Origin of the sequence: Wolbachia endosymbiont of Glossina morsitans morsitans (assembly GCF_000689175.1) — a bacterium.
GTDB lineage: Bacteria > Pseudomonadota > Alphaproteobacteria > Rickettsiales > Anaplasmataceae > Wolbachia > Wolbachia pipientis.
The window spans coordinates 1-14058 of sequence record NZ_AWUH01000012.1 but is presented as its reverse complement, the minus strand read 5'-3'; the positions used below and the strand labels follow the sequence as shown (position 1 = coordinate 14058).

General features: G+C 35.2%; 11 protein-coding genes and 5 pseudogenes. 6 read left to right on the top strand and 10 right to left on the bottom strand.

Annotated features, from left to right (window positions below):
* The coding region (locus tag WGMM_RS06290) for a hypothetical protein (protein WP_240991789.1) at positions 1–340 on the top strand (340 nt) is incomplete at its 5' end.
* A 212-nt stretch (positions 341–552) separates the two neighbouring features.
* Here the strand turns inward: WGMM_RS06290 and WGMM_RS05430 are convergent.
* The 5 genes and pseudogenes from WGMM_RS05430 to WGMM_RS05425 form a co-directional block, all read right to left on the bottom strand.
* Positions 553–843, bottom strand: a pseudogene (locus WGMM_RS05430) (PAAR domain-containing protein).
* 3 nt (positions 844–846) lie between these two features.
* A pseudogene (locus tag WGMM_RS00380) lies at positions 847–1311 on the bottom strand (phage baseplate assembly protein V).
* Positions 1298–1769, bottom strand: a pseudogene (locus tag WGMM_RS00375) (hypothetical protein). Before WGMM_RS00375 ends, WGMM_RS00380 begins: the two co-directional pseudogenes overlap by 14 nt.
* A 48-nt stretch (positions 1770–1817) precedes the next feature.
* On the bottom strand, positions 1818–2210 hold the full coding sequence (locus tag WGMM_RS00370) for a phage tail protein (protein WP_240991788.1): 393 nt from the start codon (positions 2208–2210) through the stop codon (positions 1818–1820).
* 55 nt (positions 2211–2265) lie between these two features.
* Positions 2266–2543, bottom strand: a pseudogene (locus WGMM_RS05425) (head-tail joining protein).
* 231 nt (positions 2544–2774) lie between these two features.
* Here WGMM_RS05425 and WGMM_RS06285 point away from each other — a divergent pair.
* The 3 genes and pseudogenes from WGMM_RS06285 to WGMM_RS00350 all read left to right on the top strand — a co-directional run bounded on the left by WGMM_RS06285 (position 2775) and on the right by WGMM_RS00350 (position 5689).
* Positions 2775–3990 (top strand): annotated as a pseudogene (locus WGMM_RS06285) (IS4 family transposase).
* Positions 3991–4398: 408 nt separating this feature from the next.
* Positions 4399–4926 carry a c-type cytochrome gene (locus tag WGMM_RS00355; RefSeq protein WP_038248280.1) on the top strand — a complete coding sequence of 176 codons (528 nt, stop codon included), beginning with the start codon at positions 4399–4401 and terminating at the stop codon, positions 4924–4926.
* A 1-nt stretch (position 4927) separates the two neighbouring features.
* On the top strand, positions 4928–5689 hold the full coding sequence (locus WGMM_RS00350) for an alpha/beta hydrolase (RefSeq protein ID WP_038248240.1): 762 nt from the start codon (positions 4928–4930) through the stop codon (positions 5687–5689).
* Between the two features lie 175 nt (positions 5690–5864).
* Here WGMM_RS00350 and trpS read toward each other — a convergent pair whose 3' ends face one another.
* From trpS to WGMM_RS00325, 5 genes are all read right to left on the bottom strand, one after another.
* Positions 5865–6857: a tryptophan--tRNA ligase gene (gene trpS / locus WGMM_RS00345; RefSeq protein WP_038248237.1), complete on the bottom strand. Its 993-nt coding sequence runs from the start codon at positions 6855–6857 to the stop codon at positions 5865–5867.
* Between the two features lie 17 nt (positions 6858–6874).
* Positions 6875–7444 (bottom strand): nucleotide exchange factor GrpE, encoded by a 570-nt coding sequence (locus WGMM_RS00340; protein ID WP_038248235.1) that lies wholly within the window; start codon positions 7442–7444, stop codon positions 6875–6877.
* Positions 7445–7505: 61 nt separating this feature from the next.
* Positions 7506–8483, bottom strand: coding sequence for a polyprenyl synthetase family protein (locus tag WGMM_RS00335; protein ID WP_038248232.1), 978 nt, complete (start codon positions 8481–8483; stop codon positions 7506–7508).
* A gap of 10 nt (positions 8484–8493) precedes the next feature.
* The gene (gene rpsP / locus WGMM_RS00330) at positions 8494–8814 is read right to left on the bottom strand and encodes a 30S ribosomal protein S16 (protein WP_038248230.1); all 321 of its coding nucleotides are present in this window, start codon (positions 8812–8814) and stop codon (positions 8494–8496) included.
* A 496-nt stretch (positions 8815–9310) separates the two neighbouring features.
* On the bottom strand, positions 9311–11128 hold the full coding sequence (locus WGMM_RS00325) for a peptidylprolyl isomerase (protein ID WP_038248227.1): 1818 nt from the start codon (positions 11126–11128) through the stop codon (positions 9311–9313).
* Positions 11129–11459: 331 nt separating this feature from the next.
* Between WGMM_RS00325 and WGMM_RS00320 the strand changes: the two genes are divergently transcribed.
* Together WGMM_RS00320 and rho are read left to right on the top strand one after the other, a co-directional pair.
* A complete protein-coding gene (locus WGMM_RS00320) occupies positions 11460–12062 on the top strand; it encodes a cell cycle transcriptional regulator TrcR (RefSeq protein WP_038248224.1) in 603 nt (200 codons plus the stop codon).
* A 199-nt stretch (positions 12063–12261) separates the two neighbouring features.
* Positions 12262–13665 (top strand): transcription termination factor Rho, encoded by a 1404-nt coding sequence (gene rho / locus WGMM_RS00315; RefSeq protein ID WP_038248221.1) that lies wholly within the window; start codon positions 12262–12264, stop codon positions 13663–13665.
* The last annotated feature ends 393 nt before the right edge of the window (positions 13666–14058 follow it).

Here is a 14058-nt window from a genome sequence, read left to right as displayed (position 1 = left end):
TAAGCAATATCATTATTGTCTTATTACCAACATGCAGAGGTTGGTAAAAACACAATACACGCGAAGCCATACATCAGGAAAGTTTTGTGATTTGTGTCAAACGTTTTACACCACGACTGGAACCCGCCATAAGGAAGGTTGCACCAAAGTGAAAAGTGTGTTTCCATTAGCGGGAACAGTAAGCAAGTTCAAAAATATGGAGAAGAAGTTGTCGTCGCCAATATTTATATATGCTTATATAGAGGCTGTGCTTAAGCCCATAGAAGTTCTTAACAGGAGCGAGGGGACGAGGGCAATTCAACAGCATGAAGCTTGCGCAGTCTCTTATTATGTTAAATGATGATATTTCATTTGAAGTTCTGTTGCAAGTTGCCATAGTCTGCACGTTTGTGCTTTAAGATATCTTGATCAATTCTGAAGCCAATTTCCCAATTTAACAATACCAGAGTAGAATTGAAATGAGTAGCGAGATGATTCTTTGCTCTATCTATTACTAATACCCCCAATAAGCTAGTAGTGATATCCATCAACGCTATTTTCAACAAAGAACCATTATAGCATAAAAACTTTTGATTTTAATGTATACACTTTTACCCCGAAAAAACATTTACTTCCACTTACTACATTAAAACCACATGAGGCTAAATCACCAACTCGTGCAATACCAATACCATTCACAAATACGCTGTTTGATCCTTGAGTTAGTTTCTCCCCTAGAGTTAAGATATCTCCTTTTTAACAAACAGAGCTATCGTTTACAAAAATGTCGTTACTACCACTCATACAAACATGTGCCGGCATTCGACTGCAATAATTCCCTACACAAACGATTGCTTTACCCATATGCTAGTTTAGATCTATTTTTTTTGCTTTGAGTTTTATTCCTTTTTTTGTCATCTCTATGCTTGATTCTCCTACTTTCAACGTTATTTTATCTACTGCATCTATCTTAAGATGGTGCTTTTCTTGGTCATATGATAACTTTGTTCCATCTTGAAATTTTACACTATTTATTTCCTTTTTATTCTCTGGAGGCCGCTATTTCTCCTGATATATTGCTGGTAATACTACCCCCAAAGATAATTCCCCAAATGGCGATAATACTATTATTTGCTCATCAATATTCGGCGGAAATCAACTTCGATCTTCTCCTGCTCTTGCCGTTACCAACGGAAGCCAATCGGTTATAAATTCCCCTACTTTTACCCGCACTCTTACCTTTTCATGGTCTATTTCTTTAACTAGACCTATACGAATAATGTTCGCTAATTTGCTATTTAGCTCTGAAATTGCAAAATTATGCTCTAACATTTTCGTCAACACTTTTTGTATGTGGTATGATACCAGTTTCTAACCACATTGATTGCCCTGTATGTAGCTCGTGAACCCATTCTACCAACCACACTAAATATGCATCTAACTCTGGTTTAAAATTGTCTACTTCCGTTGATAAAAATTCTCCCGGCAAAACATTTTCCACGTTCCAAGTATTTTTATTCACTACTCTTGCCACTTCTGCTGCCAGTGACCTTACAACCATCGAAGAACCCTCGACTGTTCCATCAACTGCAATTCTTGCTTCAAATCTTGCTCTCAGCAAACTCCTCTGTTCCCGGATCTTTCCCTGGTTCTAAACTTGCAAGCTCTACAAGCACTGCTGGGGCTATTATTTTCCGATGCTCTGCTCTATACACGTCGCACGTTTGTATTGCTTGTATCTCTTCTTTTAGCGATGTGCAAGTCTTCTGATGTAGATCTCTCCAAAACATACGTTATGATCCTCTTAAAATAAAATTAAATTCATGGTCGAAATATTTCTAAAATACTCTTTCTGCTTCATTTTCAGCTAACTCTTTCACTGTTTCCCGAGCATGGGTATTTATTTTAATTTCATCTATTGGCAAAGACGTGGTATACCTTCGTCTGAAGATTCCTATGTGAACATTTTTCATTGTTGCTATAAATGCTCCTGCCTTTGCCCTTATTTTTGTCTGTTTTATACTTCCAAGTACTACAAGTTTTGCAACTCCTATCCACTGCGAACTAAGCTTTATTATAGACCACAAACGCTTTCTATTTGCTTTATCCACACTTACATTTTTTCTCATTGCTTTTTTTGGTATTTGTTTTTCTTCGCTAACTTGTTTGACAGTTTCGGATCTTACCCATAGTGCTGTTTTGTTTAATGCCCTCGCCGTCGCTTTTTCCACTTTCGCTTTCTATGCTTTGTATGATGCTACCGGTCACTTCGATGTTAATACGCATCTACACCCCTAACGCTTGAATTTTCCACAATATTCCTGAATTATCCCTGAGCGGCGGTTATGTATCTACACCTACCTGTAGAAAAAGTGTCTACCACCATTGGCGTTAATACATCAAACACACTTACTTCTAAAGTCAAAATTTCTCCTACAAATCGTCCTTCACCAATCCCGTATAATTTATCTGCACCAGATATTACCTATCCTTAGACTCATACAAAGCTTGCTGGACTAAATGTGAAAACAACTTGCAAATAATCTTTTTATTTTTTCTTGCATACACTAATTTCTACATACACGCTAAGAAGGGTTATACTGGCAGAGCAGTGTCATACTTTGTAGTTGCTCTACCTGTCGTTATGCTGTAACAAGCTTGATTATATCCCCGGACGGTGGCACATCGGCAAAGCGTTGGATTCACTGCCATTAAGTTAAAGATAAAAGATAGATTTTGTGGGATAATGATGCATACCAATAAGTTTAAAGGTAGTATGAGTAAAAAAGGCAGTAATTAAATTTATTCAAAATGAATTGGCGAATCTACAATTTACAGAATCCCATAAATCATCTTCAAAAGATTTTATGAGTTTTATGAGAAAGGGGAAGTCATCCTTTATTGGCATATTTAAGAAAAAGTGTAAAGTCGCTGCAAGTAATACTAAACGAATTTATTTTATATAGGAAAAAAGACTATACCGTTACTGCTAGTGCATTTAGTCAAGCAAGAAAAAAAATGAAACACAGTGCATTTTCAGAAATTAACGAAGGTGTGGTTTCCTTCTACTACCAAGACCAAAAATTTAAAACTTGTTTTGGCTTTAGAGTGTTAGCTCTTGATGTCTCCAAAATCATTTTACCAACAAGCGTTGAAATAAAAAATGAATTTGGCTCAAGAAAAATACGTAACCAAAAACCAAAAGATTTAGGTGATTATGCAAGTGCAACCTTTGCGGTTTGTTAAGATGTGCTAAATAATGTTGCCATAAGGTCAGTGTTAGATAGAGGTAACACTCATGAAATTAACTTAGCAGATGAAATGCTTAAAGTTGTAAATACTAATGACTTACTGATTTGTATATTTATCTTATAAATTTCTTTCTAGCCTTACAAAAAGAAAAATTGCTTATGTCATTCGATGTCCCAGATCATCTTTTAATGAAGTGAATGCTATGTTTGAAGAAAAAAGCCCATCTAGTGTTGAGGTTACCATATGTGTTCAGCGTAAGATAAATCAAGAAAATAGTGGAATAACGCTTCAAAATGGTACTGCCATCTGGTGAAATTGAAGTATTAGCTACATCATTAATGGATGAACAAAAGTTTCAAACTGAGGATTTAAGGAGTTATATTTTTTACGCTGGAGAGTTGAGACATTTTTTGCAAAACTCAAAGGAAGACTAAGTCTAGAAAATTTTACAGGAAAAAGTGTTGAGTCTGTTAAACAGGATTTTTGGTCAGCTATCTTTATTAGCAACCTAGAAAGTGTTATGACAGAAGATGTAGAAGAAGCGTTGAATATGGACTTAACCGATGATAAGCTTAAGAGGAGCATTAACAAATCTGTCTCATTTAACGCGATCAAAAACTTGGCTTTCGACATTTTTGCTACGGAATCAGATACTGACTGCATTATGGATCAATTATCAAAGCTATTTTTGATGAACACTTTGCCGGTAAGAAAGGAAGGGAAATTGATCGTCATAAGGTACTTTCTCTTCGACAATAACTGGGCAGCTTATTGCCATAGCTCCTGTAAAATGACTTCTAAACAAACTATTTCTTAAGTAATTTACACTTCAGAGTTTATCTGCTTTAAAGTTTACTCTATTCTGTTGTAGTATTTGTCATAAATCCTTAATTATTTCTGACTTTTTAGTTCAGTTTTTAACCATTCTTTCCTTAACTTAATGGCAGTGAACCTCGTCATCCCGCTACTTGTTAGCGGGATCTCTTGTTAGCGGCTGAGATACCGCGAATGAATCGCGGTATGACGGTTCGCGGCGGTATGGACGTAGGAAAACCTTTCTTGGGTCAGCTATAGAGACTCTCATCTTTAGCGAGCTTCAAGGTAATTGGTTGCTATTTGCGAAAATATTTGCATAATTTAAGTAACATTACTTAATAAAAATTAACTATGGAGCTTAATAAGATTGCAGCATCGATTTTACTTTCTGGGCTAATCATTATGATAGTTAGTAATGTAGTTGATATGCTTTACAGTCCAGAAGAATATAAGATTGAACACCAAACGATAGTAGCTGCTGGCAGCAATGAGTTCCAGCAAAAAATCGAGCAAGTGGCGCTTGATATTGGAGCGCTCATGCAGAATGCTAGCTTTGAGAAAGGTAAATCAGCAGCAAAAAAATGTATAGCCTGCCATAGTTTTGAGAAAGGTGGAATGAATAAAGTAGGACCGAACTTATGGAACGTAGTTGGAAATAAAAAGGCTAATCTTGGTAACTCATTCAATTACACAAAAGCAGTGCTTGAAAGAGGTGGAAAATGGGGGTATGAGGAGCTATTTGCCTTTTTAAAGAACCCAAAAGCCTATATAAAAGGTACACGTATGGCATTTGCAGGTATTTCCAATCCACAAGAAATTGCAGATCTAGTTAGTTATTTGCATCAATTGAGTGATAGCCCGGTTGCTTTGCCAAAGTAGTATGGATTATTGCAAATTGTTTGATGGAAATAATGGTCACATAGCATATCGAAAGCTACAAGGAAAGAAAGCTTCTGTAGTTTTTTTCGGTGGATTTGCATCCAATATGGATGGAACTAAAGCAACTGCTATTTACAAATTTTGCCAAGAAAATGACGTAGCACTTGTGCTATTTGATTATTTTGGTCACGGTCATTCAAGTGGTAATTTTATTGATTACACGATAAGTGATTGGCAAAAAAATTGTGCTAAAGTAATGAGTGAATTAACTAGCGATAAACAAATAATTATAGGTTCAAGTATGGGAGGATGGCTGATGTTGCTCACTGCCCTTCAATTTCCAGAAAAAATTGCAGCACTAATTGGTATATCGTCTGCTCCCGATTTTACTGAAGATTTGATATTCAAGCAATTGTCAGGCAAGCAAAAAGAAGAACTAGATTCTAAAGGTGTAATAGATTTTACTTCAGAGCATTGTACATACAAAATAACTAAAAATTTGATCGAAGATGGCAGAAAGAACCTTCTTTTAAACAAAAAGACAATAAATATAAACTGTCCTGTGCGCTTGCTGCATAGCATTAATGATAAAGATGTTCCTTATCAAACTTCATTGAATTTAGCTGAAAAAATTAAGTCAACCGATGTTGAAGTACACTTAATAAAATCAGCAGAGCACAATATTTCTGACAATCATTCACTGGAAGTTTTATTTAAGACCATTAGAGAATTTTGTAACCAGACTGCATTCTGTGATTTTTAGCAAAACACGATTTTTCATTTGAGCTTTCTTCAACTTAAAATAAATACAGAAAATTGCTGCCTATAGCTAAACTGACTTAGATTTACCGACAATTTGAAAAACCGTCATCCCGCTACGTGTTAGCGGCTGAGATACCGCGGCGGTATGACGGTTCGCACCATCACACTTTGGAACCTTACAGATATTGAGCAAATCCAATAATATCCTTGATTTCTTTTATATTATGGGTTGCAATTTCTGCTGCTTTCTTTGTGCCTTTTTTTAATATTTCATGTAAATGGAATTGGTCTTTTAAAAGATCATTCATTTTCTCACGTATGGGTGATATAACACTGATAATTAAATCAGCTAACTCTTTTTTGAAGTGCTTCATGTCATGTTTGTTCACTTCTTCACATACTTTTTCCGCATTTACATTACTAAGCACTGAATAAATGTTTATCAAATTGCTTATTTCTGGTCGGCACTTTAAAGTAGCAAAGCCTAGAATTGAATCTGTTTTTGCTTTTTCTATTTTTTTGACAATTAAGTCATCCGTATCATCAAGGTTAATGCACGAATGTTCTGAAGGATCAGATTTACTCATCTTGCTTGTGCCATCCCTTAAGCTCATTATCCTTGATGTGCAAGTTAAGATTTCAGGTACGATGAAATAATCCAGCTTATAATGATTGTTAAAAGCTGATGCAATATCACGTGCAAGCTCCAAATGCTGTTTTTGATCATCACCAACAGGAACGTATTTAGTTTGATACAACAATATATCTGCAGTCATAAGTACTGGATAACTATATAATCCAAGAGAGACTTTTTGTTTATCGCTGCCAGCTTTATCTTTAAATTGAGTCATACGATTAAGCCAACCAATTGGTGTATAGCATCCAAGCAGCCAGCCCAGTTCTGCATGACCACTAACTGTGGACTGACTAAAAATAATGGACTTTTCTGGATCTATTCCGCATGCAATATAAGCTGCTGCTGTTTTGAAAATATTACTTTTTAATTCACTTGCGGGAAGCTTATTTGCTGTGATTGCGTGTAGGTCGACAATACAAAAAAGAGATTTGTATTTATCCTGTAAGTCTATCCACTGTTTGATTGCACCAAGATAATTACCTAAATGTAGTACGCCACTTGGCTGGATACCTGAAAAGACAATACTTGTCATTATACATTCACCTCATGCTAATCGCTTCCACAATCAGCAGATTTCTTAGAAAGAATAACCATTGCAGGACGGAGCAACCTATTTTTGATAGTATAACCAGTTTGTAGTACTTCTACAATGGTGCCAGGCTTTTTTTCATTGTCTTCTCTTTCCACAACAGCTTGGTGTAAATTACTATCAAAAAGCTCACCAAGTGGATCTACTTCCTCTATTCCATGTTTTTTTAGATCATTTATAATTTTTTGATAAGCTACTTTAATCCCCTCATGAACAGGATCACCGTCTTTCAAAATTTCCATTACTCTTTTTAAATTGTCGCACGAGTCGATCATATCACGTGCAAGTTTTGTGACTGCGTAGTCACTTGCATCGCTAATTTGCTTTTGCATTATACGTTTGACGTTTTCATTATCTGCAACAGCACGGCGTAAATGATCTTCAAGCTGAACTGCACGTTCTTTTAATGTATTGAGATCTTCATTTAAATCATCAGTTTGCTTATGGTTATCACTTTGTTGGTCGCCACCTTTCTGCCTACTTACCATATCAGGAAACTTCTTCTTTTTCTCCTTACTGCTATCTGACATATCATTACCCTTAAGAATCTAATAAATATATAACAATTAATCTGAAAATATCAAGCGCCAGCTACATTCGTCTTTCTATGCTCGCATTTAAAAAGTTAATTAAAGTAGTTTTATAAAAAGAATCAGAAAAAGTACTAATATCATTTTGTGCCATATTAATGTAGTGTCTAGCCTTTTCGATAGAAAGCTGAATGGCATTATGGTGATTAATATAGTGTAATGCTTGGTCAAAATTGTGTCTAGCTGAAGAAAAGCATTTTTCCCAGAATGTTTGCTCTGCTGGTCTGCCCTTTTCGTATGCTATAATAGCAGGTAAGGTGACTTTACCTTCGAAAAAGTCTTTTCCGACTAGTTTTCCAGAAGTGCCTTGATTAGCAGTATAATCGAGCATATCATCAACTATTTGAAATGCCATACCAAAATTAAAACCAAAATTCTTTAGCCTCTCTGTTTCGTCATTTGTTGCACCAGATACTGTTGATGCAGCTTCACAGCATGCAGAAAATAAAGATGCTGTCTTTTCTCCAATGATATCAAAATAATTTTCCCTGACTGTGTGGGGGGCAAAGCGTGCTGTCATCTGCTTTATTTCACCCTTCACAAGTAAATGCGATGCTTTAGATAAAATAGAGAGAATATTTAAATTTCCACACTCTATAAGCCATCTAAATGCTAGAGTCAACAATAGATCACCAACTAAAATGCTTGATTTATTTCCCCAAATCTTATTCGCTGTTTTTAACTCCATGGCGTCATCGAGCACATCATCATGAAGTAAAGTAGCATTGTGTATAAACTCTACCGACGCAGCAACGTTGATCCTATTCTCCCCAGAATAGTTTAGCATTTTACATATAATAAAAACTAGTTTAGGCCTTATTTTTTTTCCACCTGACCTAACAAGATGAGATATAATATCAGTAGCAAGCTTAGCATCTTCATCATTGACATTTTTGAAGACAAAGTCATTCATAGCTGACAAATCAGAAGATACAATATCGTCTAATTTATCGCTGTTTGTTAAATCAGTATTTAGCATTTTAAGAGACTTATGCCACTTGTCCTTGTGCTTTCTCGTTCTCTACTTTCTTCTTTTCTGTTTTCTTTGGTTCTGTTTCTAAAGTTACTATGCCTTTTTTGATAAACCACAGTACTCTTTCAGTTGCCTGCGCGCCTACACTTAGCCAATGTTTTAATCTATCAGCTTTCACCACAACACGATTTTTATTGTCTTTTGGTAACATTGGCTCATATTGTCCTATTTTCTCAATAAAACGCCCATCTCTTGGTGCTCGTGAATCAGCTACAACTATCCTATAAAAAGGGCGTTTCTTTGCGCCAAACCTCGCCAACCTTACTTTAACTGCCATGTTAACCTTTATTCATATATTAGCCACAATTTTATACAATGAGCCGTTTAAGTCAAATGAACTTTTGCACCTTATAATATATAGCCTTTCTTATAATAGTCCGAATGCGATAAGATATGTGTTTATGGCTATAGCAGGCCAGTAGCATATTACGGTCTGTTCGGATTATTGTAAAAAGAGCTATAATTACCAATAATGTAGGGCAGTGCCGGGTGCACAGCTATACGAACATTCATTTGTGAAGGTAAATTGCACAGCAAATGGTGTCATTCCAGTGCTTGACACTGGAATCCAGCCTTTTTTTAATCATTAAAACGTTGTATTTTAACATAAAACGGCTACTTTTATGCTTACCAACTTAATAAAATTCCTGGATCCCAGTGTCTGGGCACTGGGATGACATCCTTTCTAGTGAAGATTGCTCTCAAATCGCAATGTTCGTACAGTTGTGTGTCTGGGCACTGGATGCGTTTGAAGCAACTTATAAGATTTTTGATTATATATCATCAAGTATAGCGTGATTAACTTCGACTTTATACTTTGATTCCAGATAGCTAATTAATTGCTCTTTTAGCGATATCATCACACGTTTTCCGGTGTCAAGCATGTTTAATTTGCAATTTGATGAATGCATTTCTTTTAGAACACCTATTATAATTTCATTATTGTATTGAATAGGATCTGTCACTGAACCAGTTGTTTTCATATTGAAAATCTCTTCTACAAAAGAAAAGGGGTAGTTTAGTTGGCCCACTTTATTGCGGTGCATCTGCTGACCTTTAACTAATTCCACACCTTGAATTTCTTCCAAATCTGTTTTTTCTCTTAGTTGAACTGCAACCTCTTGCCCGAATTTAAACATTCTTTCTTTTATAAACTCACTACGCCAAAGCTCTACCGCTAATGCCTTGCCTTCTTTAAAACTTTGCAATTTGGGTGGAACGATATCGACGATTTTTACACTAACAACAGCGTCCCCAACGCCCTTAAAATAACCTTTCTGATCCTTTTCTCGCGAAAAAATGAAAGAAATCAAATCACCAGAATCTCCTACGTTATTACCGCTTTGATCTTTTCCACTCGCATCTACTGGACCAATAGTTTGTATAGGTAAATTATATTCACTCAATATTTCTTCAATTTCTGAACCATTGTGTTTCTGAACCATCTTATAGTTCACTTGGTTTATGAAATCATTGACTCTTTCAAAAGACTTTTGGTTAGTTAGAACTGACTTTATGTCTTTTTTTAAATCAACTAAGTCTTCATCAGAGATTTGATGCGCACTTTCCACTTTTACTATGTGCCAACCAAAACTGCTTGCTAAAACTTCACTTACTTCACCTACTTTAAGAGCAAATACCTTCTCTCTCACGTCTTCTGGTAAAAAATCCTTAGTTATATTATTTACTCTAGTTTCCTCAAGTTTTGCTTTGCCAAACTCTTCTACTATCTGTTCAAAGCTTGTTTTACCCTCCTCAAATGCTCTTCTTGCTGTCTCAGCTTCTTCTTTGGTAGAAAATATTGCATTGAATATATCTCTTTGATTTTTAAGTTCTTGTTGTTCTATTATACCATCAACTTCTTCATCTGAGATCTTGATTTGATCTTCAAAATACTTTTGGCCTAGGGAAATATATTGCGCAGTTCGATACTCAGGATAATAAAAGTGGGATTTATTTCTTTCGTACAAATCAAGTAAGGCTTGATCATCTGGTTCAGGAATGTTTGTAACTGCATCTTCAGTTATTTTAACAATATCAACTACTCTAGTTTGGTAGCGACTTTTGTATATCTGCTCATCAATTTTCTCGCCAAAAGTTACTGGATAATTATCTTTAAATAATGAAGTCATGAACATCATTGCAGGCAGGACTTTCTCTAGCTTTGCTATATACTCTTTCTCTGCCATATGCAGGTCATTTAGCGTTTCATAGAATTTATTTTTGTCAAATTCACCTTTATCATTTTGAAAGTATTTGGTGTTTTTAATATGGTTTTTTATAGATTCTTCTCCAACTGTCAACCCCAGCTCACTAGTTAGGTTAAACAATAGTTTTTGCTCTATAAGTGCGTTAAGCAAATCATATTTCAGCTTTTTTACTTGTTCTCTACTCGCATCAGATCCAGAAATTTGCTTTTCATAATTTTGATATAGTGATTTATACTCATCTGACGTTATAACTTCTTTTCCAACCCTAGCTACCCCTTCTTTTTCATCATCACCTGATAAAAGGTTGCCAATTCCCATGAAGATTAACAAGCAAGCTAAAAGGACAACGGTTACTTTAGTGAAAAAATTTTTAACATTCATTTTTAAACCCAGTTAATTAATGATTAATTATAGAATAGTGATAATTTAATGCTTGTAAACCTGTTGCTTTATTAGCTAATATATATAATATTACAATATATTAACTTAAAATTTAACTCTCTAATCCTGAATAGGAACATATGTTTAACTGAGTTATACTATACCTTAGGAAGGGGAAATATTTTGTTTGAAATATGCTTAAAGGTAAGCGCATTTAATTAACTTAAGAGGTGGGAAGTGACAAACAAAAAGTTATTGAATGACAAAATTAATGCTTTTTAGTTTTAATAGTTTATATTTTAGCTCTGTATAACAGTAAGGGATACTTTAAATGGGAGATGCTTTTTTGATGTCAATGGAATCTTCTAAGGGCAATAACGATAGAAATAAACAGTTTCTAGTGCAAATAGCTGCTTGGTTAGTAGACAACACTGGTTTAACTTTTAATCAAATAGCACAATGTTGCAGATTGGCCCTTGAAGAAGTACAAGACATAGCTGATGAGGAAATAGAAGTAGAAAAATATAACCCTATTATTTCTGGAATAATTACTGAAAAAGAAATCGATGATTGCAAAAAAAATTCAAAATCGTGTACCAAATTTGATTACAAAAAATATAAAAAAAGAAGTAAAGCGATTGGTAGCATTCTTGGCTTTGCCTCTACGGCAAGACGTAGAGATAAACCTGATGCGATTTATTATTTAGTAAAAAAATTTCCTATCTTGGACGATAACGTTATAGCTAAATTAATTAGTACAACAAATTGCACAGTTGAGCAGGTAAGAGATGGATCTCATCATAACATGCAAAATATAAAACCCCAAGATCCTGTACTACTCGGCTTATGTAGTCAAGAAAATTTAGAAGCAGAAGTGGAAAAAGCAAAAGTAGAAGAGGAGAAGCAAGAAAGGTTAAAAAAATATAAAGAATAGCTATTGAAAATCCTCAAATTTTTGTGTTTTGTTAACATTAAATTAACTTGACTTGCTAGTGTTTATTAGTATAACGTAAGTAAAGTACGGGGTTTAATGATAATTAAGCTTAATACGCACTGAAACTAACTCAGCCTAATTTATTATCTTATAGTCACATTTTAGGTTAGTAAGCATCAATTAAAATTTTTGGAGGATTATGACAACAATCAATGAAGATGTTTTGGCAAAAGGAAAGGTTACAGCTCAACCTGAAAAAAGTGAGCAAATTTACAATAACGATAGAGTAAAACAGATGGTCAATGAAGGTACTGAGAAAAACAGAAAAACATTAGATCTGAGCGAATTAAAAGAGAAAACAGCAGAAGAATTGTTAGAGTTAGCTGAAGAAAGAAAAATTTCAACTAACGGTAAAAGCAATGGTAGAATGCTAAAGCAGGAAATAATATTCAGCTTAATGAAAAAAATGAGTGAAGAAGGAGGCATAACCACAGGGAGTGGAATAGTGGAAATATTGCCTGATGGTTTTGGTTTCTTACGTTCAACAAGTGCAAATTATGCCCCAAGTACCCATGATGTTTATATTTCTAACGGGCAAATAAAGAAGTTTATTTCACGTACAGGAGATATGGCATATGGAGAAATAAGGCCACCTGGTGATAAAGAGAGATATTTTACTTTAACTAAGGTTCAAAGTATAAACTCTACTGAAGTAAGTGAATTAAGAAAGTACGTCCATTTTGATAATTTGCTTCCTCTTTATCCTGAGGAAAGCATAGTACTTGAGTGTAATAATGGTGATGATAAAAAAGGCTTAAGCATGCGTGCTATAGATATAGTAGCTCCTCTTGGAAAAGGGCAAAGAGCGTTAGTAGTTGCTCCACCTCGCACAGGAAAAACTGTATTGCTTCAGCAAATGGCTAACTCTATAGCTATAAATCACCCTGAAGTAGAATTAATAGTGTTACTTATAGATGAAAGACCTGAAGAAGTAACAGATATGATACGTTCTGTAAAAGGTGAGGTAGTAAGTTCTACGTTCGACGAGCCTGCTTACCGTCACGTACAGCTTGCTGAAATAGTAATAGAAAAAGCTAAAAGAATGGTTGAGCATAAAAAAGATGTGGTAATTCTACTTGACAATATTACTAGACTTGCACGTGCTTATAATGCGGTTATTCCTTCGTCTGGGAAAGTTCTAACTGGTGGTGTAGATTCAAACGCACTGCAGAGACCAAAACGCTTTTTTGGAGCAGCTCGTAATATTGAGAATGGGGGTTCTTTAACTATAATCGCCACAGCTCTTATAGAGACTGGTTCAAAAATGGATGAAGTTATTTTTGAAGAGTTTAAAGGTACAGGAAATGCTGAGATCATACTTGACAGAAAACTTTCTGATACACGTATATTTCCAGTTATTCATATTACAAAATCCGGAACAAGGAAGGAAGAGCTATTAGTTGATAAGGCTATACTAAATAAAATATGGGTGGTGCGTAGGATACTCAATCCTATGGGACCCGTTGAAGCAATGGAATTTTTACATGACAAACTACTTTTAACAAAGAGCAATGCTGACTTTTTTAACTCCATGAATCACTAAAAGTAAGCCAGTTATGATGGATATGCTGAGCAAAAAGTAAAACGCTCTTATAGCTAAAATAATTTGGATTTACCAAAATATATTTATAGTTAAGTAGGGTCGGGAACTGGCGCGCCTCTTTAGGGTTTGGTGGCTGATCCATTATTTTCATCCTGGGCCTCAATCCAAAATTCCCGTGTTTACTTTTCCAGCTCCCGCCTCATCAAACGCAGCATGCGGTTTTCCCGCACTACGCTTTCCTAGTAGATTCTTTACCAAAGTTTATAGCATATTGTGCTGGTAAGGCTTTCGGGACGTAATATCTTATTCTATAGTCCGAATATAGACCAAGAGTCTCGTATATCCATTTGCTACTCCACCTTTTCCAGCCAAATCCTTTTGCTTTTCTGGCTT

What these genes read in the sequence shown, in the direction of transcription:
- WGMM_RS00355 (WP_038248280.1), top strand. Translation starts at nt 4,399, where the DNA reads ATGGAGCTTAATAAGATTGCAGCATCGATTTTACTTTCTGGGCTAATC.
- rpsP (WP_038248230.1), bottom strand. Translation starts at nt 8,814, where the DNA reads ATGGCAGTTAAAGTAAGGTTGGCGAGGTTTGGCGCAAAGAAACGCCCT.
- trpS (WP_038248237.1), bottom strand. Translation starts at nt 6,857, where the DNA reads ATGACAAGTATTGTCTTTTCAGGTATCCAGCCAAGTGGCGTACTACAT.
- WGMM_RS00335 (WP_038248232.1), bottom strand. Translation starts at nt 8,483, where the DNA reads ATGCTAAATACTGATTTAACAAACAGCGATAAATTAGACGATATTGTA.
- WGMM_RS00340 (WP_038248235.1), bottom strand. Translation starts at nt 7,444, where the DNA reads ATGTCAGATAGCAGTAAGGAGAAAAAGAAGAAGTTTCCTGATATGGTA.
- WGMM_RS00320 (WP_038248224.1), top strand. Translation starts at nt 11,460, where the DNA reads ATGGGAGATGCTTTTTTGATGTCAATGGAATCTTCTAAGGGCAATAAC.
- WGMM_RS00325 (WP_038248227.1), bottom strand. Translation starts at nt 11,128, where the DNA reads ATGAATGTTAAAAATTTTTTCACTAAAGTAACCGTTGTCCTTTTAGCT.
- rho (WP_038248221.1), top strand. Translation starts at nt 12,262, where the DNA reads ATGACAACAATCAATGAAGATGTTTTGGCAAAAGGAAAGGTTACAGCT.
- WGMM_RS00350 (WP_038248240.1), top strand. Translation starts at nt 4,928, where the DNA reads ATGGATTATTGCAAATTGTTTGATGGAAATAATGGTCACATAGCATAT.